Annotated in this window: 20 protein-coding genes, 1 tRNA gene and 1 riboswitch; of the genes, 13 read left to right on the top strand and 8 right to left on the bottom strand. The window is 66.9% G+C overall.

The genetic code is table 11. The annotated features are described in order from the left end of the window. Positions 1–64: 64 nt before the first annotated feature. The gene (gene cpdR / locus H8S47_RS13960; RefSeq protein WP_187504439.1) at positions 65–442 is read left to right on the top strand and encodes a cell cycle two-component system response regulator CpdR; all 378 of its coding nucleotides are present in this window, start codon (positions 65–67) and stop codon (positions 440–442) included. Positions 443–486: 44 nt separating this feature from the next. Beyond that, positions 487–561, top strand: a tRNA-Val gene (locus H8S47_RS13955). A 298-nt stretch (positions 562–859) separates the two neighbouring features. On the opposite strand, the gene msrB is transcribed toward H8S47_RS13955, so the two are convergent. Further along, entirely contained in the window at positions 860–1,309 is a 450-nt protein-coding gene (gene msrB, locus H8S47_RS13950; RefSeq protein WP_187504438.1) for a peptide-methionine (R)-S-oxide reductase MsrB, read from the bottom strand. Between the two features lie 187 nt (positions 1,310–1,496). On the opposite strand from msrB, the gene H8S47_RS13945 reads away from it, so the two are divergent. From H8S47_RS13945 to alr, 6 genes are all read left to right on the top strand, one after another. Continuing rightward, on the top strand, positions 1,497–3,560 hold the full coding sequence (locus H8S47_RS13945; RefSeq protein WP_187504437.1) for a TonB-dependent receptor: 2,064 nt from the start codon (positions 1,497–1,499) through the stop codon (positions 3,558–3,560). Positions 3,561–3,732: 172 nt separating this feature from the next. Next, positions 3,733–3,950, top strand: a riboswitch (cobalamin riboswitch). 113 nt (positions 3,951–4,063) lie between these two features. Then, positions 4,064–5,962 carry a TonB-dependent receptor plug domain-containing protein gene (locus H8S47_RS13940; protein WP_187504436.1) on the top strand — a complete coding sequence of 633 codons (1,899 nt, stop codon included), beginning with the start codon at positions 4,064–4,066 and terminating at the stop codon, positions 5,960–5,962. Beyond that, entirely contained in the window at positions 5,959–6,759 is an 801-nt protein-coding gene (locus H8S47_RS13935; protein WP_187504435.1) for an ABC transporter substrate-binding protein, read from the top strand. The genes H8S47_RS13940 and H8S47_RS13935 overlap by 4 nt, the downstream gene beginning before the upstream one ends. Before the next feature lie 181 nt (positions 6,760–6,940). Then, a complete protein-coding gene (locus H8S47_RS13930; protein ID WP_187504434.1) occupies positions 6,941–7,909 on the top strand; it encodes a FecCD family ABC transporter permease in 969 nt (322 codons plus the stop codon). After that, positions 7,900–8,679: an ABC transporter ATP-binding protein gene (locus tag H8S47_RS13925; protein ID WP_187504433.1), complete on the top strand. Its 780-nt coding sequence runs from the start codon at positions 7,900–7,902 to the stop codon at positions 8,677–8,679. Before H8S47_RS13930 ends, H8S47_RS13925 begins: the two co-directional genes overlap by 10 nt. 103 nt (positions 8,680–8,782) lie before the next feature. Then, on the top strand, positions 8,783–9,808 hold the full coding sequence (gene alr / locus H8S47_RS13920; protein WP_187504459.1) for an alanine racemase: 1,026 nt from the start codon (positions 8,783–8,785) through the stop codon (positions 9,806–9,808). Between the two features lie 106 nt (positions 9,809–9,914). Here the strand turns inward: alr and H8S47_RS13915 are convergent, their stop codons facing one another. From H8S47_RS13915 to H8S47_RS13905, 3 genes are all read right to left on the bottom strand, one after another. Further along, the gene (locus tag H8S47_RS13915) at positions 9,915–13,055 is read right to left on the bottom strand and encodes a TonB-dependent receptor domain-containing protein (RefSeq protein WP_187504432.1); all 3,141 of its coding nucleotides are present in this window, start codon (positions 13,053–13,055) and stop codon (positions 9,915–9,917) included. A gap of 187 nt (positions 13,056–13,242) precedes the next feature. Beyond that, complete coding sequence (locus tag H8S47_RS13910) at positions 13,243–14,430, bottom strand: acetyl-CoA C-acetyltransferase (protein ID WP_187504431.1); 1,188 nt, start codon at positions 14,428–14,430, stop codon at positions 13,243–13,245. Positions 14,431–14,463: 33 nt separating this feature from the next. Beyond that, positions 14,464–15,459: an alpha/beta fold hydrolase gene (locus H8S47_RS13905; RefSeq protein WP_235982898.1), complete on the bottom strand. Its 996-nt coding sequence runs from the start codon at positions 15,457–15,459 to the stop codon at positions 14,464–14,466. 77 nt (positions 15,460–15,536) lie between these two features. On the opposite strand from H8S47_RS13905, the gene phaR reads away from it, so the two are divergent. Together phaR and H8S47_RS13895 are read left to right on the top strand one after the other, a co-directional pair. Continuing rightward, positions 15,537–16,073: a polyhydroxyalkanoate synthesis repressor PhaR gene (gene phaR, locus H8S47_RS13900; protein ID WP_187504429.1), complete on the top strand. Its 537-nt coding sequence runs from the start codon at positions 15,537–15,539 to the stop codon at positions 16,071–16,073. A gap of 16 nt (positions 16,074–16,089) precedes the next feature. Next, positions 16,090–16,275: a hypothetical protein gene (locus H8S47_RS13895; protein WP_187504428.1), complete on the top strand. Its 186-nt coding sequence runs from the start codon at positions 16,090–16,092 to the stop codon at positions 16,273–16,275. Positions 16,276–16,288: 13 nt separating this feature from the next. Here the strand turns inward: H8S47_RS13895 and H8S47_RS13890 are convergent, their stop codons facing one another. From H8S47_RS13890 to H8S47_RS13880, 3 genes are all read right to left on the bottom strand, one after another. Continuing rightward, positions 16,289–17,725, bottom strand: a complete 1,437-nt coding sequence (locus H8S47_RS13890) for a hypothetical protein (protein WP_187504427.1) — start codon at positions 17,723–17,725, stop codon at positions 16,289–16,291. Further along, on the bottom strand, positions 17,725–18,969 hold the full coding sequence (locus tag H8S47_RS13885) for a hypothetical protein (RefSeq protein ID WP_187504426.1): 1,245 nt from the start codon (positions 18,967–18,969) through the stop codon (positions 17,725–17,727). The genes H8S47_RS13890 and H8S47_RS13885 overlap by 1 nt, the downstream gene beginning before the upstream one ends. 598 nt (positions 18,970–19,567) lie before the next feature. After that, a complete protein-coding gene (locus H8S47_RS13880; RefSeq protein ID WP_187504425.1) occupies positions 19,568–21,118 on the bottom strand; it encodes a CpaF family protein in 1,551 nt (516 codons plus the stop codon). A 135-nt stretch (positions 21,119–21,253) separates the two neighbouring features. Between H8S47_RS13880 and H8S47_RS13875 the strand changes: the two genes are divergently transcribed. Beyond that, on the top strand, positions 21,254–22,771 hold the full coding sequence (locus tag H8S47_RS13875) for a S1C family serine protease (RefSeq protein WP_187504424.1): 1,518 nt from the start codon (positions 21,254–21,256) through the stop codon (positions 22,769–22,771). A 98-nt stretch (positions 22,772–22,869) separates the two neighbouring features. Then, positions 22,870–24,429, top strand: a complete 1,560-nt coding sequence (locus H8S47_RS13870) for a tetratricopeptide repeat protein (RefSeq protein WP_187504423.1) — start codon at positions 22,870–22,872, stop codon at positions 24,427–24,429. Positions 24,430–24,432: 3 nt separating this feature from the next. Here H8S47_RS13870 and ada read toward each other — a convergent pair whose 3' ends face one another. Then, positions 24,433–25,461 carry a bifunctional DNA-binding transcriptional regulator/O6-methylguanine-DNA methyltransferase Ada gene (gene ada, locus H8S47_RS13865; RefSeq protein WP_187504422.1) on the bottom strand — a complete coding sequence of 343 codons (1,029 nt, stop codon included), beginning with the start codon at positions 25,459–25,461 and terminating at the stop codon, positions 24,433–24,435. Positions 25,462–25,574: 113 nt separating this feature from the next. On the opposite strand from ada, the gene H8S47_RS13860 reads away from it, so the two are divergent. Then, positions 25,575–26,420: an oxidoreductase gene (locus H8S47_RS13860; protein ID WP_187504421.1), complete on the top strand. Its 846-nt coding sequence runs from the start codon at positions 25,575–25,577 to the stop codon at positions 26,418–26,420.

Here is a 26,420-nt window from a genome sequence, read left to right as displayed (position 1 = left end):
ATATTAACCGCTTTGCGCGTAGGGCGAGGGCTTAATGTATGAGTGAAAACGGGGCGTTAGATCGATGTTGCGAATTCTGCTGGCCGAAGACGATCAGGTGATGCGCGAGTATTTGACGCGTGCGCTTGAGCGCTCCGGCTACGACGTGACGGCGGTCGATCGCGGAACGGCGGCGATTCCATTGCTCGAAACCGAAAAATTTGACCTGCTGCTGACCGATATCGTGATGCCCGAGATGGACGGGATCGAGTTGGCGCAAAAGGCTGGTGAGATGTGCGCGGACCTGCGCGTGATGTTCATCACGGGCTTTGCGGCGGTGACGCTGAAGGCGGGCCGGGCGATGCCGCACGCCCGCGTCTTGTCCAAGCCGTTCCACCTGCGCGACCTGGTCGCGGAGGTCGATCGCCTGTTCGAGATGGATAATATGTCCGGCGTGCATTGAGCGCTTGCACGCCGCGATAACCGCGGCTAGTGGAGCCCTCCGGCGGGCGTGTAGCTCAGTGGTAGAGCACTGTGTTGACATCGCAGGGGTCGCAAGTTCAATCCTTGCCACGCCCACCATTGAAAACCCCGCTAGCCCTTTTGGCTAGCGGGGTTTTTAACGTTATGGGGTCGGTCGCATCGCCCTGTTACCGCGCGGGGGTCGCGGTGACTTTTGGTTCTGACGAACAGCGTTCGGCATGAGGATCCTTTGGGACCGGGCGCGCGGCGGGGCTCGGAGATAGGCTTGATGCCGCGGTCGTACCCCAATCATTCGGACCCTGCGGACTTCGGCGCCCCCAACTTCTCCGCCATAGTCGGGACGGCATCACTGATGCGTGCCGTCCCGTTTCATGCCCCAGTACCGTCAGCCGTACCGTCAGCCCGCCGCGTCGACCTGGTCGAGATAGTCGGCATAGCCCTGCGCCTCCATCTCGTCGCGCGGCACGAACCGAAGCGAGGCGGAGTTGATGCAGTAGCGCAAGCCCCCCTGGTCCCGCGGGCCGTCCTCGAACACATGGCCGAGATGGCTGTCGGCGCCGGCCGAGCGGATTTCGGTACGGACCATGCCGTGGCTGCGATCGTGCAGTTCGGTCACGTGGACCGGCGAGATCGGCCGGGTGAAGCTGGGCCAGCCGCAATGCGAATCGAACTTGTCGGCGGACGCGAACAACGGCTCGCCGGAGACGATATCGACGTACAGGCCGGGTTCGCGGGTGTTCAGATATTCGCCCGTTCCCGGCCGTTCGGTGCCGCTCTGCTGCGTCACGTGGAACTGCTCGGGGGTGAGCTTGGCGATCGCCTCGTCGGTCTTCTTATACTCGGTCATGGTATGTCCCATCAGCGTGAACGCAGGCCTCCACCGATATCGAACGCTCGCATCGATGGGGTTTCCGCCAATATAGGGCGTCTTGGCGCTGGCCCAATGCGCGCGGTCGCTGGCCCGTCGGCGATATATTCCCGAGCATCCTCCGTCCGGCTTTTCAGGCGAGGGGAAAAGCTGTCATGCGGGGCCGATGATTCGCACTCCGCTGTCCGCGCTCGCCTGTATCCTGTTCTCCTCAGGAAGCGTCCTCGCCCAATCGACCGCGGTCCCGACCGAGCCTGCGCCCGACATCGTCGTCACCGGGCGCGGGCTGGCGGATGCGCCCGGCGATCGCGCCTATGATATCGTCACGATCGATCGCGACCGGATCCAGGCGAATGCGAGCAATCGGCTAGAGAGCGTGCTTGCCGACGTCGCCGGACTGCAGCAGTTCCGCCGGTCGGACTCGCGCAGTGCCAACCCGACCAGCCAGGGCATTTCGCTGCGCGGGATCGGCGGCAATGCCTCCAGTCGCGCGCTGCTGATCTTCGACGGGGTGCCGCAGGCGGATCCGTTCGGCGGCTGGGTCGCGTTTCCGGCCTATGCGACGGGGCGGCTCGGCCGCATCCGCGTAACGCGCGGTGGTGGCAGCGGATATCAGGGGCCGGGCGCTCTGGCCGGGACGGTCGAGCTGGAAAGCGCGACGCCCGATCAACTGACGCCGTTCCAGGGCGGCGTCGCCTATGGCAGCCGCGATTCGGTCGACGCCCAGGGCTCTGCGGCGCTGGTGCGCGGGGCGGGGTTCGCGACCCTGTCGGGCGCGTATGCGCGCGGCGATGGCTTTACGCCGACCGTCGAGGAAAGCCGCGGGATCGTGGATCGCGCCGCCCCCTATGAGCAGACTTCGGGTGCGCTGCGGACCGTCGTCGGGATCGGCGCGAAGACCGAATTGCAGATGAATGCGAGCGCGTTCACCGACACGCGCGACCGCGGAAGCGACTGCACCGCCAACACAAGCGAGGGGGCTGATGCGAGCATCCGGCTGATCGGGCGCGGCGCGTGGGGCTATTCGGCGCTGGCGTATCTGCAGACGCGCGCGTTCGCGAGCAGCTTCAACAGCATCAATGCCGCGCGCACGACCGCGATCCAGTCGCTGAACCAGTATAATACGCCGGCCACCGGGCTCGGCGGGCGGATCGAGATCGCGCCGCCGCTAGGCGAGAGCATCACGCTCAGGTTGGGAGCCGATATCCGCGACGTGAGCGGCAAGACGCAGGAACTCTATACGTTCGTCAACGCAGCGCCCACGCGACGGCGCGAGGCTGGCGGGAGTACGACGACGACCGGCGTGTTCGCCGATGGGAGCCTCGTCGCAGGCGACTTCACGCTCAGTCTTGGAGGACGGGTCGACTGGTGGTCGATCGATGGCGGCTATCTGTCCGAGCGCCCGCTGGCGACCGGCGCGGCGCTGACCGATCTGCGCTATGCGGACCGCGACGGCAGCGAGGCGACCGGGCGGGCAGGCGTGGCATACCAGCCGATCGAGGCGATCACGCTGCGCGCGGCCGGGTATCGCGGGTGGCGCCTGCCGACGCTCAACGAACTGTATCGGCCGTTCCGCGTCGGCAACGACGCGACCGCGGCGAATGCGGTACTGTCGCCGGAGCGGCTGACTGGGGTCGAGGGTGGCGTCACGCTGACGCCGGCGCCCGGGGTGAGCATCGCCGCGACCTATTTCTACAACCGGCTGAAGAACGCGATTGCCAATGTCACGACGACCAACCCGCCGCAGGTGCTGCCGGGGGTCGCCACCTACCGAGTCCGCCAGAATCTCGATGCGATCCGCGCGCATGGCTTCGAACTGGATGCGTCGTATCGACCGGGTCCGCTGGGCGTGCAAGCATCGTGGTCGCACACGAACTCGAAGGTCGAGGGTTCGGGGATCACCGCCGCTTTGGACGGCTTGCGGCCGGCGCAGACCCCGCGCGACCAGGTGTCGGGAACAGTCGACTGGCGGCAGGACGCAGCGGCGCTGTCGCTGACCGTGCGGCATATCGGGCGGCAGTTCGACGACGACCAGAATACGCGGGTGCTTGAGGCCGCGACGACGCTCGACGCGTACGCGGCGCTGCCGATCATGCGCTCGCTGGTTGCCGAACTGCGCGGCGAGAACCTGTTCGACGAACGCGTCGAGGCGGGGATCAGCGGTGCCAACATCGTCGAACGCGCGACCCCGCGGACGATCTGGATCGGGCTGCGCTACGGCGGGCGGTGATATCTGATCCTACCCCGCAAGGGGGGGTGCCGAAGGCGACGGAGGGGGAGGATACGGAAGGATAGTTCGTCGCTTACCTCCCCCTCCGTCTGGCAAGTGCCAGCCACTTCCCCCTGGCGGGGGAGGATTAGCGATGGGCACCCCCGCGTTGACCCGTGCACTACGCGCGACTAATGCCAACCCCGTGGAAGGGTTCCCGGCGACGGGATCAAAAGGGAAGTCGGTGCGCGGGCCGGGTCGTCACGATCCAAATCCGCAAGACCGACGCTGTACCCGCAACTGTGACCGGATAGCGGCCACCCCGATTATGCCACTGGGTTCCGACCTGGGAAGGCGGGGTGGAGGCGGTGACCCGGAAGCCAGGAGACCTGCCTCTCACGGTCGATCCACTGCGCGGGCGGGTGTCCGGCGCGGACGAGTGCTCCGGTCCAACCGGGTTTCCTCGAGTGAGAGACGTCTGCCGCTCCCGAATGGTCGTGGGCGGTTCTGCCAGGACGTGCCCCATGACGAAATTCTTCCTTCTCCTGAGCGCCGCGGCGATCGCATCGCCGGCCTATGCCCAGGACATGCCCGATACCGACGCCCCCGAACTCGTCGTCACCGCGAGCCGCGTCGCACAGCCAGCGAGCGAGATCGGTCAGGCGGTGACCGTGATCGACCGCGCCGAGATCGAGCGCCGCCAGACCGTCGTCGTATCCGATCTGCTCGCCACCACGCCCGGCGTCACCGTCACGCGCAACGGCACGCTCGGCGCGCTGACCGGCGTGCGGATCCGCGGTGCCGAGTCCGACCAGACCCTGGTCGTGATCGACGGGGTGCGCGTCAACGATCCGGCCTCGACCGGCGGCGGCTTCGATTTCGGCAACCTGCTGTCGAGTTCGGTCGAGCGGATCGAAGTGTTGCGCGGGCCGAACTCGGTGCCATGGGGCAGCCAGGCGATCGGCGGCGTCGTCAACATCATCACCGCTGCACCGGCCGAAGGCGTGCAGCCGCGCGCCAACGCCGAATATGGCTATGCCGACAGCATGTTCGCGAGCGCAGGCGTGTCTGGCAAGTCTGGCCCGGTGTCGGGATCGCTGACCGGCGGCTATCTGAAGACCGACGGCATTTCGTCCGCGGCCAGCGGCACCGAGCGCGACGGCTATCGCCAATATGGCGCGACCGGACGGGTGGGCGTCGAGTTCGCGCCGGGGATCGGTCTCGATCTGCGCGGCTATTTCGCGGACAGCAAGGTCGAGATCGACGATGGTTTCGATCCGGAAACCTTCGTGGTCGCGGACAGCCTTGCCTATGGGACCACGCAGGAACTCTACGGCTATGCCGGCTTGCACGCGAACTTCGCCGACGGCCGGTTCAACAACCGCGTCGCGTTCACGATCGCCGACATCAACCGCGACAATTTCTCGCAGCCCGGCGGCGACGTGTCGTTCATCGGCCGCGGTCGCAGCGAACGCTATGAATATCAGGGCGATTTCCGTCCGCTCGACGAGATCCGCGTCGTCGCGGGCGTCGAGCGCGAGAACAGCCGCTTCAACGACGGCTTCACCTTCGCGGATACCGGCATCACCAGCGTCTATGGCCAGCTGATCGCCAAGCCGCTCGACATCCTCACGATCACCGGCGGCGTGCGCAACGACGACCATGAAGATTTCGGCAGCCACACGACGTTCGGCGCGAACGCGACACTGGCGTTGCGCACCGGCACCACCGTGCGCGCCAGCTATGGCGAAGGTTTCAAGGCCCCGACCCTTTATCAGCTCTTCTCTGCCTACGGGAACCGCGACCTCGACCCCGAGACCGCACGGAACTTCGATATCGGCATCGAGCAGGCGTTTCTCGGCGACCGGGTTCGCGCGGGTGTGACGTATTTCAATCGCCGCACGCGCAACCAAATCGACTTCCGCAATTGCAGCCCGACGGAGCAGGCGACGGCCGGTTCGATCTGCGTCGACCGCCCGTTCGGCGTGTACGACAATGTCGCGCGTGCCGAAGCGGACGGCGTCGAGTTTACGCTCGCGCTGCGCCCTGTCGATGCGCTGACGCTGACCGCGAACTACAGCTATATCCACACCGAGAACCGCGCGATCGGCGCCAATTTCGGCAATGACCTCGCGCGTCGCCCGAAGCAGACTGCCAGCGTCAACGCCGATTACCGGTTCGCGCTTGGGCTCTCGGTCGGCGGCACGGTGTCGCTGGTCGGCGACAGCTTCGACGACGCCGGCAACACCGTGCGGCTCGACGGCTATGCGCTGGCGGGCATCCGCGCCGAAATGCCGATCAACGACCGGATCGCGCTGTACGGCCGCGTCGATAACCTGACCGACGCGCGGTACGAGACGGTCGCGGGTTACGGCAATTACGGTCGCGCGGCGTATGGCGGCGTGCGGTTGCGGCTGAAGTGAGGCGCGGGGCGATCCTCTTCGCGCTCCTGCTCGGGGGCTGCGCGCAATCCCCCGGCGCGGGCGGCGGCGGGGGGATAGTCTCGACCAATCCGTGCGTGGATTCGGTGCTGGTCCGGATCCTGCCCGCATCGCGGATCGCGGGGATCAGCCATTATTCGCAGGACCCGTCGGCGACCTCGATCCCGCTCGCCGTCGCGCGGCAGTTTCGCGGCATCGCCGGGACCGCCGAGGAGGTGATCGCGCTCCGCCCCGATCTCGTCATCGCCAGCACCTACACCCCGCCGGCGACCCAGGCGGTCTACGCCCGCGCCGGGCTGAAGACGCTGCTGCTGGGCATTCCGGACTCGATCGCGGAGAGCAAGGCGCAGGTAAAGCAGATTGCCGACGCGGTCGGTGCGCCCGCGGGTGGCGCGCGGATCAATGCCGATATTGACCGCGCGTTGACCCGCTGGAGCCGGAAAGATGAACCGTCGCCAAGCGCGTTGCTCTATATCAGCGGCGATCTCGCGACCGGGGGGAGCACGTTGCTGAACGAGATGATGACCCGCGTCGGCTTCCGCAACGCCGCCGCGAGCTATGGCCTGACACATACCGGCACGCTCTCGGCCGAGACGATCGTGACGCAGCCGCCGGCCATCGTGATCGCCCCCGAACGCGCCAGCCGCGGCACCGTGCTGCGCCGCCGCCTGCTGCCGACCACGCCGCAAGCCGTCTTCCCGCGCGTCCTGATCAACTGCGGCGGCCCGACCATTCCGCCCGCCCTCGAACGCCTCGCCGCGATAAGGGCGGGGCTGTAATGCGAGGTTCGAGTATCGGGAAACCTATCCCTGGCCACCTCCCCGGCGAAGGCCGGGGCCCAGTTGGCAAGGCCGGCGTAATGGAGTTCCGCCCACAATTACGATCGTCCCCTAACTGGGCCCCGGCCTTCGCCGGGGAAGTGGCTATGTGTAGAGCGCGCGCAGATGAGGAGATGGCGGGATGACCCGCACGCCCAAACTCATCACCCTCGGCCTGCTGGTCGTCCTCCTGTTCGGCCTGTCGCTCGGCTGCGGAAAAGTCTGGGCACCGCTCGACGCCTGGTTCTCGAGCGACCCGCGCTGGTGGATCATCCTCGAACTCCGCCTGCCTCGCGCGGTGCTCGGGCTCGCACTCGGCGCGACGCTCGGGCTGTCGGGCGCGGTCCTGCAAGGCTATCTCCGCAACCCCCTCGCCGACCCCGCGATCGTCGGGGTGTCGTCGGTCGCAGCACTCGGCGCGGTCGCTGCGATCATCTTCGGGGCCGGTTCGGGACCCGCGATCTTCGCCGCCGCGATGCTCGGGGCAGGGGGCGCGGTCGCGTTGCTCGCCGCGCTGACATGGCGGTCGCCGAGCGCGATCACCTTCATCCTCGCCGGCACCGTGCTCGCCAGCCTCGCCGGTGCGCTGACCGCATTCCTGATCTCGATCGCGCCCAACCCCTATGCGGTCGCCGAGGTGATCGACTGGATCATGGGTGCGCTCACTGATCGCGGCTGGGACGACATAAAGCTCGCCCTGCCGCCGATGCTGCTCGGTGCGGTCCTGCTGATGCTCACCGGCCGCCCGCTCGATGCGCTCTCGCTAGGCGAGACGGCGGCGCGGTCGCTCGGCATACGGATGAGCCGTACCCGGTGGCTGGTAGTGCTCGGCACCGGCCTCGTGGTCGGCGCAGGCGTCGCGGTAACCGGCGTGATCGGCTTCGTCGGCCTCGTCGTCCCGCATTTGCTGCGCCCGATCTTCGGCCACCGCCCGAGCGCCCTGCTGCTGCCCTCGGCGCTCGGCGGTGCGGCCCTCGTGCTCGCTGCCGACAGCCTGGTCCGCCTCGCCCCCGGCGCAGGCGAAGTCCGGCTTGGCGTCGCGATGGCGCTGATCGGCGCGCCGTTCTTCCTGGGATTGCTGGTCAAGGAACGAGGTCGAGCATGGATCTGATCGTCGACGCGCTGCGGGTGAAGCTGGGCAAGCGCACCGTCCTTCACGACGTTTCCGCGCATCTCCGCCCCGGCCGCGTCACCGCAATCCTCGGCCCCAACGGCGCCGGCAAGAGCACGCTCGTCAAGGCCGCCGCGGCGCTCGCCGATCGTAGCGCGGGCAGTGTCCGGCTCGACACGCAGGACGTCGCGACGATGGACCCGCGCGCGCGCGCCCGCGCGATCGGCTATCTCCCGCAGGACGCGACCGTCCACTGGAACATCATCGCCCGCGACGTCGTTGCGCTCGGCCGCCTGCCACACCTCGGCGCGCATGCCGCTTCTTCGCCCGAAGATCGCGCGGCCGTCGACCGCGCCATGCACGACACCGAAACCACGCACCTCGCCGATCGCCCGGTCGGCGAACTCTCCGGCGGCGAGCGCGCCCGCGTCCTGCTCGCGCGCGTGTTCGCAGGGGAGCCCCGCTGGCTACTCGCCGACGAACCGCTCGCCAGCCTCGACCCCTCGCACCAGATCGACCTGCTCGCCCGTCTGCGCGCCTACGCGGCCGGCGGGGCAGGGGTCGCGATCGTCCTCCACGACCTCGTCCAGGCGCAGCGCGCGGCGCACGACGCGCTGCTGATCGCCGAGGGTCGTATCGTTGCGTTCGGTCCGGTCGCCGAAGTGATGACCGCGGACACGCTCGCCGGCGTGTTCGGTGTCCGCGTCGCGCCGCTCGACGATGGCGGCCGCCGCCTGCTGGTCCCGGTCGGGCGTGTAGAGATCGGCTAGACCGAGCGACACGCCCGGTGGATCGGGGCCAAGCCGGGGCCTGCCGGGTGAAAGATCATCGACGCGCCGGGCCCGGTTCACTATCCCGCGCCGGGTGATCGACATTCCCGCCCCCCTTCGCCTGCGCCTCGACGGCGACGCCCTCGTCCAGAACTGGCGCACGCTCGACCGCCTGAGCGGCACCGCGGCATGCGGCGCGGCGGTCAAGGCGAACGGCTATGGCCTCGGCGCGATCGAGGTCGCCCGCCGCCTCGCCGACGCCGGCTGCCGCGACTTTTTCGTCTCGAACTGGCAGGAAGCCGCCGAACTCGCCCCATTGGGCCTGACGGTGTCCGTCCTCCACGGCGTTCGCGAGGAAGACATGCCCGCGGCCACCGCAGGCTTCGCCCGCCCGGTCCTCAATACGTCGATTCAGGTCGCGCGCTGGAAAGCCGCAGGCGGCGGCCCGTGCGACGTGATGGTCGACACCGGCATGAACCGCCTCGGCGTGTCGGCGGACGACATCGCCGACGGCCTGCTCGACGGCTTCGCGATCGAGACACTGATGAGCCACTTGGCGTGCGCGGACGAGGATGTGCCGATGAACGCGGTGCAACGCGACCGCTTCGCCGCACTGGCGGGCACGACATCAGCACGACGCCTGAGCCTCGCCAACTCCGCCGGCATCGCGCTCAACGGGTATGCGTTTGACCTGACCCGCCCGGGCCTGGCGCTTTACGGCGGCATCCCGCGCGCGGATCTGGCTGCAGTGATCCGGCCGACGGTGACGCTCGAAGCACAGATCCTTCAGCGTCGCCAGGTCAGCGCCGGTCAAACGGTCGGCTACAACGCAACCTGGACCGCGCCCGCCGACACCGAGGTGGCGATCGTCAACCTGGGCTATGCCGACGGCTATTTCCGTGGATTCTCGAACTGCGGAACCGCATCGAAGGGCGGCATCGCGATGCCCGTGATCGGCCGCGTATCGATGGACCTCGTGGCGATCGACGTGACCAAGATGCCGGCGGCTTCCGAAGGAGCATGGGTCACGCTCGACTTCGCCTTGCCCGAAGCGGCTGCGTTATCGGGGATGTCGCAATACGAACTGCTGACAAGTCTCGGCCGCCGCTATTCGCGCATGTGGAACTGACGCGAAGACTACGGCGCACCACGGTTCCGCTAATATCGTTATCGTATCAAGTAAAAAAAAGGCCGCCCCGTGAGGAGCGGCCTTTTTCAGTTGGTAGATCGCTGGATCAGAACTTGGCTTCGAAGCCTGCGTACATGAAGCGGCCGACATTCTCGTAGATGCCCTGCGCACCGGTAGTGCCAGTGATGTCGTAGGGTGGCTGGCGATCGAACACGTTGTCCATGCCGGCATAGAAGCGGAACTTGTCCGTGACGTCCGCGCCGACGCGGAGGTTGTGGTAGGTCACGTCCGGATAGAAGGTGAACGGGAACGCATCGGGATCGCGGGCCGGGCGACCCTGGACCGAGTTCTGCGTCTCATACTCGACAGCGACCGTCTGCTTGCCGACGTAACGGAAGTTGTAGTTCAGGTCGAACACGCCGAAGTCGACATTTGCCGTGAACGAACCCGACCATTCCGGATCCCCGACTTCGAACTTCTGCTGGTCGATGAAGCTTGGGGTGTTGATGTCCGTATAGTTGTCGCGGTTGATCAGGTAACTGACGATACCACGCAACGTTACCTTCGCGCCGCCAACATTATGGCTGTAGCTCAGATCGGCATCGACACCGGATGTCTTCTGCTTAGCAAAGTTGAATGGACCCGACAGGAACGACTGTCCGGTCGCGGGGAATGAGATCTGCGCGCCACCATTGGTGACACCGGTCTGCCCGGCGAAGGTGCCGTTGGGGTTACGCGTCAATGCCGCGCAATACTGGTTGTTGATACCGCTTGGGCTGTCGTAGCACTGGTTGATGATCGTCTGTGGCGCCAGCGCGAAGATCACGTTGGTGATCTTGATGTTGTAGTAGTCGACCGACAGCGTAAGGCCCGGGATCATGCTGGGCTGCAGGATGAGACCGCCAGTAAAGCTGTCTGCGGTTTCCTCGCGCAGATTGGGATTGCTGCCGTTCAGACCGCTGATGCCGGAGGTCGGAACGTTGGTGAACGGCTCCGTGATGCCATTGAACGTCTGGGTCGTCGGAACGCCTGCGGCTGCGCAGTTAGCCGCACGGTTCGGCCCGTTGCGGATATTGTTCTGGCTGCAGGGATCGACCAGGCCGTTGAGGAAGGTCTGGCTCGGTGCCGAGAACAGATCCCCCTGCGTCGGTGCCCGAACCGAGCGGGCATAGCTGCCGCGAACGCGGATGTCGCGGACTGGCGACCAGGTCAGGCCGGCGTTGTACGAATACACCGTGCCGGTTGCACCGATGTTGTAGTCCGAAACGCGGCCGGCACCATCGATCGTCAGTTCCTGGAAGAACGGCACGTCCTTGAGCAGCGGAATGCGAATTTCGCCGTACGCTTCCTTCACGACCTGCGCTGGCGGGTCGAAGATCGGAATGGCGTTCAGGAAAGTCGCACCGCTCCGCGTCACGTCGTCGAATGCCGAATAGGACGTCTCGCGACGATATTCGCCACCGATCGAGAACGCGATCGGGCCGCCCGGCAGTTCGAACAGCTGCGAAAGATCGCCCGATACGAACGCGGTCGCGTCATACTGGTCGGCCTTCTGGCGGCGGGTCGAGTTCACGACGAAATAGTTCAGCGCCGAGGCGCTCGGTGCACCCTGACCGAACAGGTTGACGGGAACGCAGCTTGCGTCGTCATTGGCCGTGCTCGCGTCGGCGTTGATGCCGCAGACGATGTTGCCACCAGCGTTGCGGACCGCATCCTGCGAGTTCCTGAACTTCTGGATGTTTACGTTGCCCTGGGTCGCGTAGAACGTATCGAGGTGACCGTAGTTGAACGCGACCTCATAGCGCCAGTCGCTGTTGAACGTGCCCTCGACGCCCGCAACGATACGATAGGTTTCGCGGCGATGGTTTTCGCCACGCGCACCGAAGTCGACGTTGATGCGCTGCGCCTGGAACGTCGTCGCGCCGGGTGCCAGCGTCTGGGCGAGCACCGAGCGGGCTTGGGCATTCAGGAACGGATTGTTGACGTTGTAGATCGCGGGCAGCGTGCCCTGCAGGAAGGTCGGCTGGCCTTCCTGGATCGCGTCGACGCGGACATATTTTGCCTCGACGAACGGACGGAACGCGTCCGAGACGTCGTAATGCGCCAGTAGGTTTGCCGAATAGCGCTTTATGCCCGGCTGCAACTGACCGGTCAGGCGTTGCGAGGACCCGAGGCCACCGATCGCATTGCCCGAACCGAACGGACGGAAGTCCTTTACGACGTTGTTCGGCACGAGGTTGCCCGAATTGTCGAACACGAACACGCGACCCAGCGGGGCGCCCGTGTTGCTGTTCTCGCCGGTGCAGTTGAAGGCACGGCGGGCAGCGACGGCAGCGTTGCCGGCCACAGCGGCCGGGCATGCCGACGTGATAGCGCCGCCTTCCGAAATGGCGATGTTGCGGACGTTGGTCAGGAAGGTCGTATCGGGAACGCCGTTGCCGATACCCGGCTCGTTCAATACGTTCTCGGTCAGGTTGAACTGGCGACGGCCGGTCGTGCTATAGCGGCTGCGATCGGTGAAATAGAGCGCGTCCGATTCACTGTATTCGACCGATGCGGCAATGTTGCCGCGACCTTCCCCGAAGTTCTTGCCGCCCGTCAGGCTGCCGAAATACGAAGGGCGATCGCCGCGCGACGTGACACCGCTCTGGCCACGAAGACGCAGGCCTTCAAAGTCACGCTTCAGGACGAAGTTCACGGCGCCTGCGACGGCATCGGAACCATAGACTGCCGAGTTGCCGCCGGTCACGACGTCGACGCGCTCGGTCAGGTCGACCGGAATCGTGTTGACGTCGACACGGCTCTCACCAGGAGTCGAGGTCACGTGACGGCGGCCGTTGACCAGCACGAGCGTCCGGTTGGTACCCAGGCCGCGCAGATCGAGAGCGTTGATACCGGCCGTGCCGATGAAGCGCGTCGAGTTCGATCCGCTGAACGTCGCCCGCAGCGACGGCAGCTTGTTCAGCGTATCGCCAAGCGAGACTTCGCCGGTCTGCGTCAGCTCCTGGATGCTGAGGGAGGTGATCGGCGAGGGCGAATCGAGGTTCGGACGGGCAATGCGCGACCCGGTCACGACGATCGCATCGTTTTCAGACGCAGCGGCGGCTTCTGCTGCGACTTGCGTGCCCGTCTCCATGACCGTGCCGTCAGTGGCCGAAGGCGCAGTCTGCGCAAAGGCCACCGCCGGCAGCATTACCGCGCCGGTTGCCAGGATCGTCGCGGATAGAAAGTCCCGTGTTCTAGACAATTACAGTCCCCCGTTATCGGCAATTTTGCCGTTATGGGGTATATACAGCCGTTAATGGCGGCGACTGGCAAGCCTGCGTTCAGGTCCGTGCACCTCTGGGTATCGGATTGTTACTCAACGTGACAAAATCGTCACAATTCGACAAGCTTGCTGCTATAGTTATTATAATCCCGTGACTTAACATGGGTTACCGTTCCAGACACATCGCGATCCCCATGCCGCCGCCGATGCACAGCGTCGCCAGACCCTTCTTCGCGTCGCGCTTCTGCATCTCGTAGATCAGCGTCGTCAGGACGCGCGCGCCGCTCGCGCCGATTGGGTGGCCGATCGCGATCGCGCCGCCGTTGACGTTGACCTTGCTCGCGTCCCAGCCGAGTTCCTTGCCGACCGACAGCGCCTGCGCGGCGAAGGCTTCGTTGGCTTCGATCAGGTCGAGATCGGCGAGCGTCCAGCCGGCCTTCTCCAGCGCGCGCTTGGTCGCTGGGACAGGGCCGATGCCCATCACCGACGGGTCGACGCCGGCCGACGCCCAGCTCTTGATCGTCGCGAGGATCGGCGAGCCGCGGCGTTCGGCTTCGTCGCGGCGCATCATCACCAGCGCGGCGGCGCCGTCGTTAAGGCCGCTCGCGTTCGCCGCGGTGACCGTGCCGTCCTTCTTGAATGCCGGCTTCACGCCCGAGACGCTTTCGATCGTTGCGCCGGCGCGGATGTATTCATCGTCGGCGACGACGGTGTCGCCCTTGCGGCCCTTGATCGTGACCGGTGCGATCTCGTCCTTGAAGCGGCCGGAGGCGCGCGCGGCCTCGGCTTTGTTCTGCGAGGCGACCGAGAAGGCGTCCTGTTCGCCGCGCGTGACCTGGTATTGCTCGGCGAGGTTCTCGGCGGTGATGCCCATGTGATAGCCGTTGAAGACGTCGGTCAGGCCGTCGCTAACCATCGTGTCGACGAGGCTGAGATTGCCCATTTTCTGGCCGCCGCGGATCGATTGCGCGTGCGCGGACAGCGACATCGACTCCTGCCCGCCGGCGACGACGATGGTCGCGTCGCCGGTCTGGATCGCCTGGGCTGCGAGTGCGACCGCCCGGAGTCCCGAGCCGCAGACCTGGTTGACGCCCCAGGCGGGGATTTCCTTCGGCACGCCGGCTGCCATCGACGCCTGGCGCGCGGGGTTCTGACCCTGGGCGGCGGTGAGGACCTGGCCGAGGATGACTTCGGAGACGTCTTCGCCGGCGACGCCCGCCTGTTCGAGCGCGGCTTCGATTGCGATGCGGCCGAGTTCGTGCGCGGGCGTGGTGGCAAACGCGCCGAGGAAGCTGCCAACGGGGGTGCGCTTGGCGGCGGTGATGACGACGTCGTTCGGGTTGAGATCGGTCATGTCAGGGTCCTCTATGGTTGGACCCCATGTAGGTCAGGCAAGCCCGGCGATCCAGTTGACTAGCGGTTCCCACAAGCGCGGACGCGCGCTGCGCCCGACGATCATGCCGACATGGCCGGCGCCGAGGTCGCGGCGGTCGGCGAGGCCGATCGCGGTGGCGGCGGGGACGATGCGGTCGCTGAGCGAGACGAACTCGACCTTGGGGCAAGCGAGCGCGAGCGGGGCGACCACGGTACCGGCGATGACCCACCGCCCTTTGCCGGGGAGGTCGTTGGCGATGCAGTCCTCGAACAGCGACGCGGCGGCGGCGTAGGGGAGGGGGGCGCCGGCGTTGGCCCAGTCCTCGAGCCTGACGAACGCGCGCGATTGGTCGCTGTCGGGGGGGACGTCGGCGAACGTTTCGTATTTGGCGATGGTCCGTGCCGGGTCGAGTTGCCAGAATCCGGCTTGCAGGACTTCCATCGGCAGCACGCCGAGCATCGCCGCGGCGGGCTGGACTGCTGCCCAGGTGGCGGCAAGCGCGGACCGACCCTCGCCATAGCCCGCGAAGTGCCACGGCGCGGCGATCGTCGCGACCCCCGCAACGGGGGTGATCGCAGCTGCACCGAGCGCGAGCGTGCCGCCGAGGCAATAGCCGACCAGCACCGGCGGTTCGTCCAGCGCCCGTAGCAACGGCACTAGCAGCCGCTCGACATGCGCCGCCAGATCGAGGTCGCGGTCGGCGCTGCCGGGCGATCCCCAGTCGACCAGCCACGCATGGAATCCCTGCGCCGCGATCCACCGCAACAGCGAAGACTCGGGCGAATGATCGAGGATATCGGGCGGATTTATGAGCGATGGGACGAACACCACGGGTCGTCCACCGCAGCCATAGTCGCGCAACGACACCCGCCCCGCACGGTGAACCGCAGGCATCGGATCGGGGCGCTTCTCTCGCGGCGCACCCTGATACGCGCGCAATCCGGCTAGTGCGCGGGCCATCCGTTCGGGCGATGCCGCGGTTTCGCTGCGCAGCACGCTGAGGAACAAGGGTAAGGGCCTCGGACCTTGTTGCGGTGCGTCATCAAAGACTGTAGCCTCCGTTTCAAACATAAGACGGGGGATCCATGAAGAAGCAACCGGCTGCCGACGGAATCGTCATCATCAAGAAATACGCCAATCGGCGGCTCTATAACACCGAGACTTCATCCTACATCACGCTCGACCATCTCGCGACGATGACCCGCGAGGGCCGCGACTTCAAGGTGGTCGACGCGAAGACGGATGAGGACATCACGCACAACGTCCTCACCCAGATCATCATGGAGGAGGAGAGCCGCGGCGAGACGATGATGCCGGTGAACTTCCTGCGCCAGCTGATCTCGATGTACGGCGACTCGATGCAGACAATGGTGCCGGGCTATCTCGAGGCGTCGATGGACAGCTTTCGTCGCAACCACGATCAGTTCAAGTCCGCGGTCGAGGGTGCGTTCGCGAACTCGCCGTTCGCCGATCTCGCCAAGCGCAATCTCGCGATGTTCGACGTCGCCGCGCAGGCGATAAACCCGGCCACGCCCGCACCCGCCGCCAGCAAGGACGACGAGATCGCGGCCCTGCGCACCGAACTCGCCAAATTGCAGGAAAAGGTCGAGAAGCTCGGCTGACGGATCGGGCTGAACGATGGGGCCGGTGTTGTGGAGTGCGAGCGGCGGCTTGGCCGCGCTGGCGGTCGTCGCCGGGCTCGGCGAGCGACGCCGGCGACGGCGGCGCGATCCGGATTCGGTCGGCTGGGTAGACTGGCCGACCGTGCAGGTACTCGCGCTGATCGCATTGGCCGTCACGGTCGGGCTGGCGTTCAAGACCTGAGCCCCCAGCGCCGTCAGCGGCGAGCGTCGGTCCGCAGGCGATAGACGCTCTGGGGCAACTGGCCGATCTTCACCGAGCCGACCAGCCTATAGCGCGCGGCGATCGCGCGAACGACCAGCGCCTGGGCCGCGAGGTTCGTGCTGGGTTTGGGCGCGCGCACGACGATCACGCCCGGACGGGCCGCGAGCAACCGCGTGACTTCGGCGACCGGATCGATCCCCGTCCCATGCGACTCGGTCGTCTGGCCCAGATGGCTGCGGAAGATATAGGGCGTCGGCAGGCAGGATCGGGTGAGGAAGTAGAGGATCGGTTCGCTGCCATAGGCGAACATGCAGCCGCGCGGTTGCTGGCCGATCAGCTGGACGAGTTGGGCGATCTGCCGTGCGTTGCCGCGCCGTCCGACGCGGACGCTCGTCAGGATGGTCGCGGCGAGCGCGCCGAACACGAGTATGGCGGCAAGGCGAAATATGGTCGTGCGGACGGTCGGCCCGGCAAGTCCCGTGCCGGCGGCGACCGACAGCGGCAGCGCGAGTGGCAGCATGTAGAGCAGCTCGAACGTGTGCATGATCAGGATCGCGATCACCGCGGCGGCGACCCATCCGAGCGCGAAGCCGCCGGCGCGTCGGCCGCGCCACGCCAGCCAGCCGAGCGGCAAGCTCAGGCCGATGCCGCCGATCAGCTTCAGGATATTGGACCAGAGCGTGTCGTCGTCCTGCTGGCCGAAGATCGAAAGGAAATTGGCGAAGACGAAGGCATCGCCGTGGCCGGCGGCGGCATAGACGGCCCAGGCGAGCGCGGTCGGCAGCAGCGCGGCGCCGATCCACAGGCCGGCGTCGGCGGCCAGCCGGCCGATCGATCGGCCATCGCGGTGTGCGGTCAACAGCAGCGTCAGACCGAAGAAGATTCCCTCGAACATGGCGGTGTACTTGATCTGCATCGCGATGCCGATCAGCAGCATCGCCCCTGCGCCGCGCAGGCTGATATGCCGCTGGTCGCGCGTCGTATCGAGCACCAGCAGCGCCGCCGCCGCCATCAGGGCGTTGCCCCATATCGCCGATTGTCCGCCCGCACCGTCGAACACGATGATCCAGACGAGATAGATCACCCCCGCGCCCAGGCTTGCGATCGGGCTGGCGCTGTTGGGGGAGAGGCGGTCGACGATCCGACCGACGAGCCATGCGGTGCCCGCGGCGACCAGCGTCGCGGCGAGTTGGTACATCAGCACGCCGTCGCCGCCGACGCTGCGGATAGCGGCGAAGATCAGAAACAGCCCGACCGGCTTGCGATCGAAGATATCGACGAACGGCCATGCGCCCTGCAGCAGGCGATCGCCGACCAGCAGGTAGAATTGCTCGTCGCTATGGATCACCGGGTTGCCGAAGAACGGGCCGCGGATCGCGAAGGCGACGAGCAGCAGGACGAGCGCACCCGACCAGCGATGGCGCGTCATCAGTAGAAGGTCTTGAGCGTCAGGGGCCGCGTCGTTCCGTCGCACAGGCCTAGCGTGACGACGCGGCCGGGGGCGCCGGCCGACCATGACGTAAGCGGGCTCGTGGGATAGTCGGCCGGGATCGGTACGCCGTCGATCGCGCAGATCATGTCGCCATCCTTCCAGCCCGAGGCTTCCGCGGGGCCGCCGCGCATGACGTGCAGGACTTTCAGCCGATCCGGTTCGGCACCGACGAGCAGCCCGCTGGTCGAGCGGAGCGGCGGCGTGTCGGCCTTCGGGCCGCGGCTGAGTACCATGCGGCGCGCGCCGGGATCGAGCAGCACGCGGTAATTCTGTAAGAAGCCGGATCCGATCCTGCCGGCGGTGCCGATCGCCTGCGAGAAGCCGCCTGCGGGTTCGATCCGGACTTCGGTGGAACGCGCGGTCATCGTGCCAACGCGGAGATCGGGGACGATCGCGAGGCCGCTTACCGCTGGTCCCGCGAGCCCGAACGCGATTGCGGTAGTGACGCGCACGTCTTTCAGACCGGCCGCCTGCCAGCCGGCGGCAGTGACGGTGACCGAGGACCCGTCGCCGGTATCGACGACGACGGGCGCGAGCCGCCGGTTGCCCAGCGTGAGCGCGCTTTCGTAGACGCTGCGTTCGGTGGAGACACGCAAGGGTGCGGTCTCGCCCTTGAACGGGAGGCGGCCCGAGCGGATCAGGCGGAAGCGCTTGGCGGCATAGTCGATGTCGAGCGCATGGCCGGCGAGCATGTCGGCGCCGACCAGCAGGTCGACCGCGGACGCGCTGCCGGTGGCGATCGCGGGCAGGTCGGCGACCGTCACGCCGCCGCCGGTCCGCGCGAGACCGCCAAGCGCGACGCTGCGGGTCGGCATCCAGCCTAAGGCGACCGATCCGCCGATCGCGGTCGCGCTGCCGCCGGCGACCAGCTTGGCGGTGTCGACCGCGGGGGAGGCCTTGGCGAGCAACGTATAGCTGACGCCGGTATCGAGAATCGCGGTGACGTCGCGGCCGTCGATCTGCATCGTGAAGCGGATCTGGTTGCCGGGCGTCAGGTCGAACGGGATCCAGCGGGCCTCGGCGTCGGTCGCGAGATGATAGACGCCGCGGTCGCGCGCGGCAGGAGAGACGCCGTTGGAATTGGCGGCGGAATCCGCTGGCGCCGGTGCAGGCGCAGGCTCGCGCGCGGAAACGAACAGGACCGCGATCAGCGGGACGAGGACGAAAAGGGCACGGCGCATGTGCGGTGGTCCCTAGCGGGTCGCGGGGGCGGTACAAGCCGGCGCGTCGCCGAACCGGGCCCGAGACCCGACGAAGGTCGCCTGCGATCTTCCCCGATACGGGAGTTTGACGCGGGAAGGGGGCCAGCAAACAAAGGTCGTCGCTCACCGCCTCTTCGGCGGGCAGCGCGAGCGCCCGCACCGGCGGGCCAGCACGAGGGGCCCGCCCAGGAGGAATAGCACGATCCGATGCCCCCCGATCCGATGCCCCCCCGATCCGATGCCCGTCGTGTCGATCCCCAGGGACCCGCACCCATGCCTGCAGGGTCGCGGGGGGTCGCGGTCGTGGCTCCTGGACACCCGCTTCCTCGAGGGAACGGTTGGCGGGCAAGCATAACGGGATCAGCGCGCTAACCACCAACCGCTCACTGCCCCTGTCGCGCCCGCGACAATCACGCAAACGCTTGCAAGGCCCACCACCCCGGTGGAGGCCGACGCCCAATTGGGAGACGTCGCCAACTGCGGACGGCGCTCCGTTACTGCGACCTTTCCAACTGGGCCCCGGCCTCCGCCGGGGTGGCGGTATTCGGTATGGTGGAGCTCAATGAGCAAACGCCCCCTACAGGCACGCCTCCAGATACGCCTGATCGAACCCGAACTGCTTCGCCTTCTCCAGCGTATACGGTCTGAGCCCCATCGACCGGTATTCCCCTAGGATCTTCCCGTCCGCCGACTCGTCCATATACTCGAACTTGAACAGCTCCTGCGTGACGATCACCGGGCCCTCCATGCCGATCACCTCGGTGATGTTGGTCACCCGGCGCGAGCCGTCGCGCAGGCGTTTCACCTGGATGATCAACTCGACCGAGTCCGCGATCTGCCGCGAGATCGCTTCCTTCGGCACCTTGATGTCGGACATCATCACCATGTTCTCCATACGCGCGAGCGCCTCGCGCGGGGAGTTGGCGTGGAGCGTGCACATCGATCCGTCGTGACCGGTATTCATGGCCGCGAGCATGTCGAAACACTCGGAGCCACGAATTTCGCCCAGGATGATCCGGTCCGGCCGCATGCGCAGCGCGTTCTTGACGAGATCGCGGATCGAGATCTCGCCCTGGCCCTCCAGGTTGGCCGGCCGCGTTTCGAGCGGGAGCCAGTGCGGCTGTTGCAGGCGAAGCTCGGCGGCGTCCTCGATCGTCAGCACGCGCTCGCCGGGGTCGATCATCTTCGACAACGCGTTGAGCATCGTCGTCTTGCCCGAGCCCGTACCGCCGGAAATGACGACGTTGAACCGCGACGCCCCCGCGATCTTGAGCGCGGTCGCCATCTTCGGCGACATCGAGCCAAACCCCGCCATCATGTCGAGCGTGATCGGTTTGGCCGAAAACTTACGGATCGAGATCGCGGTGCCGCGCAAGCTCAGCGGGGGCACGATCACGTTGACGCGAGACCCATCCTTCAAGCGCGCATCGGCGAGCGGCGAGGTCTGGTCGACGCGACGCCCGACCGAGTTCACGATCCGCTGCGCGATCTGGAACAGATGCTCCTCGTCGCGGAACTGGATCGGCGCGAGTTCGAGCTTGCCCTTGCGCTCGACATAGGTCTGCTCCGGCCCGTTCACCATGATGTCGGTGATGTTCGGATCCGCCAGCAGCTCCTCCAACGGCCCGAGCCCGAGCAGTTCGTCGACCAGCACCTTCTCCAGCGCGAACTGTTCGCGGCGGTTGAGCGTCAGCTTCAGCTCGGCGAGCACTTCGCCGATGATCGGGCGAAATTCCTCGGCGAGTTCGTCCTTGCCGAGCGTCGCCGCCGCCTCCGGATCGACGCGTTCGAGCAGGCGCGGGAGGACCTGTTCCTTGATCTTGTGGATCGACTGTTCGAAGCCCTCGACGCGGCTGTTGCCGGCCTCACCACTGGCATTCTGTCTGTCCGACAGGCGCTGCATCGCGTCCATCTGCGCGCCGGGCATCGTGCCGGGGCCGAAACCGTCGGTCTCGCCCGGCATCGGCAACGAGTCGATCGGCGGAAACTGAGAACCGCCCTCGGGTTCGGGACGCGGCGCGGGGTTGCCCCCTTGCATGGGGCCGCCTTGCATAGGCCGTGCGACGCCGAATGCGGGCCGGGCCGCTTGCCCCCCGCTGATGCCATTACGACGCCCGAATGCGCTCATGCCCAAATCCCTGGATGATTGCCCAATGGGTTAGGCACCAAGACTTGATAATTCGCTAACCAAACCGGATTGGCAGGAGTCTTCCGATAAGAGCCTAGGGTTGATCGCCGCCGCGAACTCCCCGAAGGCTGGTGCATGACCCGCCTGCTGCTCCTCCTCGCGCTGACTTTCGGGTTGGCCAGTTCCGCGTCGGCCGACGACATCGCCGCCGCCGGTCGCGGCGTGGTGCGCGTCGTGACGATCGCGGTGGTCGACGATCAGGTGGTCGGGTTCGGGCACGGCAGCGGCTTTGCGATCGCACCCAACCGGATCGTCACCAACGCGCACGTCGTCGATCTCGCCGAACGCTATCCCGACAACGTGGTCGTCGGCATCGTGCCGACCGAGGGCGACAAATCCTATCAGGGCAAGGTGATCGCATATGATTCGCAGCGCGACCTGGCGCTGATCGAGTTCACCGGCGCACGCCTGCCGCCGAGCCCGCTCTATACCGGCCCGATGAGCGAGGGCGATGCTGTGGTGTCGCTCGGCTTCCCCGGCAACGTCGACCTGGCGACGGCACGGTCGGCGGCGGACTATATCCGGCCGATGACGCCGGTGCGGTCGGAGGGCGTGCTTTCGGGCCGCCGCGTGCTGAGCGGTGTGGAGGTTTTGCTGCATACGGCGAGTATTGCGCGTGGTAATTCGGGTGGTCCTCTGCTCGATCGCTGCGGGCGGGTGATCGGGGTGAATTCTGCCATCACGCGTGGGGAGGAGGGCGACTCGACGTTCGGGTTCGCGATCGCGGATACGGAGCTGGCCGGGTTCCTGCGCGAGGCGAAACAGCCCTATGCGTCGATCGGGACGGGATGTAGCTCGATCGAGGATCGCTTGCGGCAGGACGCCGACGCGGATGCGCGGGCGACCGCGGATGCTGCGTCAGCCAAGCGCGACGCCGCCACACAGGATGCGATGACCCGCGAGGTGGCGCTGGAGAAAGCACGGACCGAGGCGTCGCGCAGTCGCGAGAACGTGATGGCGATCGCCGGGCTGCTGCTGGTGGCGGGGGCGCTCGTGATCGGCAGCGCCGGGCTGCTCGAATCGCGGGGCCAGCGGCGGCAGGCGATCTGGGCGGTGTCGGTCGGCGGCGTCAGCGTGCTGGTCGCCATCATCGTGTTCGTGCTGCGACCCTCGGGCGAGGTCGACGTCCCCCTGTCGGCGCTCCCGAAGACCCGCATCTCGACGCCCGACGCCGCGCTCGGCAAGCTGATCTGCACGCTGATCCCCGAACGCAGCCGGATCACGATCTCGTCCAGCGAGGACGTGCCGATCGACTGGGGTGCGAAGGGCTGCGTGAACGGCAAGACGCAATATGTCGGCGCGCAAAACAGCAATGGGGGCGGCCGCTTCGACCGCGTGCTCGTGCCCGACGACGAGCAGACCGTCTCCGTCCTGTCGTTCGATCCGGCAACGCGGATCTATTCGAACACGCGCTATCTGCTGTCGGCGGCGGGGATGACCGCCGCGCGGACCGCGCGGGGTGTCGTGCCGAACGTCTGCAACATGGACGACGCCGCGCTGGGTCGGCTCGCGGGTCAACAGGCGGCGATCCGCGCGGTGTTGCCACCGCTGCCGAACGAAAAGCTCGTCTATTCCTGCAAATCGGCAAAATGATCGGCATCGGACGGAACGGATAGATTACCGCCCCGGAATCTGCTCGGTTGCGCCAAAGAACGAAGCGTCGGCATGACGCTCGGCAAAGGGGCGTGACGATGCGTGTTTCGGGATGGGTTCGCGGTATCGCGGTGCTCGCAGCGACGAGTGCGGCCTGCGTCTCGGCCGCGTCGGAGGCCAAGTGGTTGCGGGCCACCTCCGACCATTTCGTCGTCTATTCGAGCGTCGGCGAGGCGGCATTGCGCAAGACCGCGACGCAACTCGAACAGTTCGATGGCGTGATGCGTATCCTGCACCGTGCCAACACCCCGCCCGCCGAACCGGGCACGAACCGGGTGACCGTCTATGTCGTCAACACGGCGAGCGATGTCCGCAAGTTGATGGGCAAGGGCAGTGCCAACGTCGCCGGGTTCTATGTGCCGCGCGTGAGCGGATCGATCGCCTTCACGCCCCGCTCCGGCGGCGGGGATGGCGATTTGCAGCCGCAGATCGTGCTGTTTCACGAATACGCGCATCATTTCCTGCTCGGCACGTTCGCCGCCGCCTATCCCGCCTGGTTCTCCGAAGGCTATGCCGAGTTCGTCTCGACCGCACGGTTCGAAAAGGACGGCGTCATGGTCGGCGTGGCGGCGCAGCACCGGGCATACAGCCTGTTCAATACGCGTGGACTGTCGGCCGAGCGCCTGTTCGATACCGGATCGCGCCGGTTGTCAGACGAGGAGCGTGGCTCGCTCTACGCACGCGGCTGGCTGCTGACGCACTATATCATGTTCGATCCGGCACGCGGCGCGACGTTCCGGCGCTATCTCGATGCGTTGAACACAGGCGTGCCCAGCGTCACGGCGGCACGGGCCGCGTTCGGCGATCTGCGCGCGCTCGATCGGTCGCTCGATGCCTATCTCGCGCAATCGAGGATCCCCGGCATCAAGATCGCCTATTCGCGCCTCCCCGATCCGAAGATCACCGTCGAACCCGTGAGTGCGGGCGCCGAAGCGTTGATGGCCCTTCGCATGGAGTCCGAGCGCGGCGTGAACAACAAGACGGCGCAACCGATCTACACGCGGGCCAAGGCGATCGCGGCGACCTATCCGACCGATCCCGTGGCGCAGGGCTGGTTCGCCGAGATGGCGTATGACGCGGTTCAGGACGACGATGCCGAAGCGGCCGTGGACCGCGCACTCGCCGCCGACCCTAAGATGGCGCAGGCGCTGCTCTACAAGGCGAGGATTCACCTTCGCCGGGCAAGTGCCGCGTCCACCAAGGATGCCGACGCGTGGAAGAAAGCGCGGATCTGGGTCGTCAAGGCCAACCGCCTCGCGCCCGACGATGCCGAGGCGTTGTCGCTATATTATGACAGCTTCGGCGCGGAACGTACGCCGCCGACCAAGATTGCGATCGATGGCGTGAAGCGCGCGCTCGAACTCGTGCCGCAGGATCCCGAGTTGCGGTTCAAGGTCGCCGCGCAGGAGATACGCGACGGCGATGCGGAGGACGCCAAGCGGACCTTGCGTCCGCTCGCCTTCGACCCGCATATGCCGGCGGACAATCCTGCCGCGCGGCTGATCACGATCCTGGAATCCGGCAAGATCGGCCCCGAGGCGTTGCGGTTGCTCGGACCGGGACAGGACGGGGTTGCCGAGACGCCTCCGGCCGGGTGACGCCTAACCCCTTTCGCGTTCGATCAACGCCCGTTTGCGGTCCAGCCCATAGGCATAGCCGCCGAGCGCGCCGCCGATCCGCTGTGCACGGTGGCAGGGGATGACGATCGAGACCGGGTTCTGCCCGCACGCGGTGCCGGCGGCGCGGACCGCAGCGGGGCGGCCGGCGAGCGCGGCGAGTTCGCTATAGGTGCGGGTTTCGCCGATCGGGATGGTGCGCAACGCCTGCCAGATGGCTTCCTGGAACGCGGTGCCGCGGACATCCAGCGGGAGATCGTGGTCGCGATCGGGGGATTCGACGGCGGCGACGACCTGCGCGGCTAGGTTGGCTAGCGCTGCGTCGCCCGGTTCGATCGTGGCGTTGGGAAAGCGACGGCGGAGGTCTTCGGCATCCTCGTCGAACGACACGCGGCACAGGCCCTGGTCGGTGGCGGCGACGAACAGTGCGCCGAGGCTCGTGTCTGCAGTCGCCCAGCGGATCGTGACGCCTTCGCCGCCGCGTGCCCAGGCGCTGGGGGCCATGCCAAGCCGTTTGGCGTCCGCCTCGTAGAATCGGCTCGGGGCGGAATAGCCGGCGTCGTAGATCGCTTCGGTCACGGTCGAATCCTCCGATAGGGCGTTTGCCGCACGGCCGGTGCGGAGCGCGCGGGCATAGGCGGCGGGCGTGACGCCGGTAGCGCGCTTGAACAGGCGGTGGAAATGGTGCGGCGCGTAGCCGACGTTGGCTGCGACCGCGTCGAGCGAGAGGCGGTCTTCGGCGGCTTCGAGCAATGCGATGGCGGCGGCGACAGCGATACGGTCGCGACCGACTTCGTCCGGCGTGCAGCGCAGGCAGGCGCGGAAGCCGGCGGCGCGGGCGCTGGCTGGGTCGGGGTGGAAGGTGACGTTCTCGCGCTTGGGGTGGCGCGCGGGGCAGCTTGGCTTGCAGTAGATGCCGGTGGTCTTGACGCCGACGACGAACCGGCCGTCCCACGCGCGGTCGCGGGCTTCGAACGCGGTCCAGGCGGTGTCGGTGTCGGGGGCGGTGCTCATTGGATCGGTATAGCCGGTCGCGACGCGCGCGCATCCCGCGGCTTGCGATCAAAGCGGACCCGAATGGGCGGCCCGGCCGTTCTTTGCCCATACCCCCTAACGAAAGATGTCTCATGGCCTCCGACACGCCCGTCTGGTTCATTTCCGGCTGCTCGACCGGTTTCGGTCGCGAACTCGCCAAGCTCGTGCTCGCGCGCGGTTGGCGTGCGGTGGTTACCGCGCGCGATGCGGGGCGGGTGGCCGATCTCGCGGAGGGCGTTGAGGATCGTGCGCTCGCCGTGTCACTCGACGTCACCGATCAGGCTCAGATCGAAGATGCGGTCGCGCATGCGCAGGCGAAGTTCGGGCGGATCGACGTGCTCGTGAACAATGCGGGCTATGGCTATCAGGCGTCGATCGAAGAGGGCGAGGACTCCGAAATCCGCGCGCAGTTCGATGCGAACGTGTTCGGGCTGTTCGCGCTTACGCGGGCGGTGTTGCCGATCATGCGCGGTCAGAAGAGCGGGCATGTGATCAACATCACGTCGGTCGCCGGGTTGGTCGGGTTCCCGGGCTCGGGATATTACGCCGCGTCGAAGCATGCGGTGGAGGGCTTCTCCGACGCGCTGCTCGCCGAGGTGAAGCCGCTCGGGATTGCCGTGACGTGTGTCGAGCCGGGGCCGTTCCGGACGGATTGGGCGGGGCGGTCGCTGAAGCAGACGCCCGTGAAGATCGCGGACTATGCGGAGACGGCCGGCAAGCGGCTCGACAGCACGCGGGATATCAGCGGGACGCAGGCCGGCGATCCGGTGCGGGCCGGCGCGGCGATGATCGCGCTGACCGAGGGGGCGAACCCGCCGCGGCATCTGGTGCTGGGGGCCTGGGGGTATGATGCGGTCGTCGAGAAGATGGCCGGGCGGTTGAAGGAGATCGAGGCGCATAAGGCGGACAGCCTTGGGGCGGATTTTCCGGCGGAGTGA

Origin of the sequence: Sphingomonas albertensis (genome assembly GCF_014358075.1) — a bacterium.
GTDB lineage: Bacteria > Pseudomonadota > Alphaproteobacteria > Sphingomonadales > Sphingomonadaceae > Sphingomonas > Sphingomonas albertensis.
This window is presented reverse-complemented; position numbering and strand designations above follow the sequence as displayed.

What these genes read in the sequence shown, in the direction of transcription:
- H8S47_RS13910 (WP_187504431.1), bottom strand. Translation starts at nt 14,430, where the DNA reads ATGACCGATCTCAACCCGAACGACGTCGTCATCACCGCCGCCAAGCGC.
- H8S47_RS13885 (WP_187504426.1), bottom strand. Translation starts at nt 18,969, where the DNA reads ATGCGCCGTGCCCTTTTCGTCCTCGTCCCGCTGATCGCGGTCCTGTTC.
- H8S47_RS13875 (WP_187504424.1), top strand. Translation starts at nt 21,254, where the DNA reads ATGACCCGCCTGCTGCTCCTCCTCGCGCTGACTTTCGGGTTGGCCAGT.
- H8S47_RS13945 (WP_187504437.1), top strand. Translation starts at nt 1,497, where the DNA reads ATGATTCGCACTCCGCTGTCCGCGCTCGCCTGTATCCTGTTCTCCTCA.
- H8S47_RS13890 (WP_187504427.1), bottom strand. Translation starts at nt 17,725, where the DNA reads ATGACGCGCCATCGCTGGTCGGGTGCGCTCGTCCTGCTGCTCGTCGCC.
- H8S47_RS13870 (WP_187504423.1), top strand. Translation starts at nt 22,870, where the DNA reads ATGCGTGTTTCGGGATGGGTTCGCGGTATCGCGGTGCTCGCAGCGACG.
- H8S47_RS13940 (WP_187504436.1), top strand. Translation starts at nt 4,064, where the DNA reads ATGACGAAATTCTTCCTTCTCCTGAGCGCCGCGGCGATCGCATCGCCG.
- H8S47_RS13895 (WP_187504428.1), top strand. Translation starts at nt 16,090, where the DNA reads ATGGGGCCGGTGTTGTGGAGTGCGAGCGGCGGCTTGGCCGCGCTGGCG.
- H8S47_RS13880 (WP_187504425.1), bottom strand. Translation starts at nt 21,118, where the DNA reads ATGAGCGCATTCGGGCGTCGTAATGGCATCAGCGGGGGGCAAGCGGCC.
- H8S47_RS13930 (WP_187504434.1), top strand. Translation starts at nt 6,941, where the DNA reads ATGACCCGCACGCCCAAACTCATCACCCTCGGCCTGCTGGTCGTCCTC.
- msrB (WP_187504438.1), bottom strand. Translation starts at nt 1,309, where the DNA reads ATGACCGAGTATAAGAAGACCGACGAGGCGATCGCCAAGCTCACCCCC.
- phaR (WP_187504429.1), top strand. Translation starts at nt 15,537, where the DNA reads ATGAAGAAGCAACCGGCTGCCGACGGAATCGTCATCATCAAGAAATAC.
- H8S47_RS13925 (WP_187504433.1), top strand. Translation starts at nt 7,900, where the DNA reads ATGGATCTGATCGTCGACGCGCTGCGGGTGAAGCTGGGCAAGCGCACC.
- ada (WP_187504422.1), bottom strand. Translation starts at nt 25,461, where the DNA reads ATGAGCACCGCCCCCGACACCGACACCGCCTGGACCGCGTTCGAAGCC.
- H8S47_RS13860 (WP_187504421.1), top strand. Translation starts at nt 25,575, where the DNA reads ATGGCCTCCGACACGCCCGTCTGGTTCATTTCCGGCTGCTCGACCGGT.
- cpdR (WP_187504439.1), top strand. Translation starts at nt 65, where the DNA reads ATGTTGCGAATTCTGCTGGCCGAAGACGATCAGGTGATGCGCGAGTAT.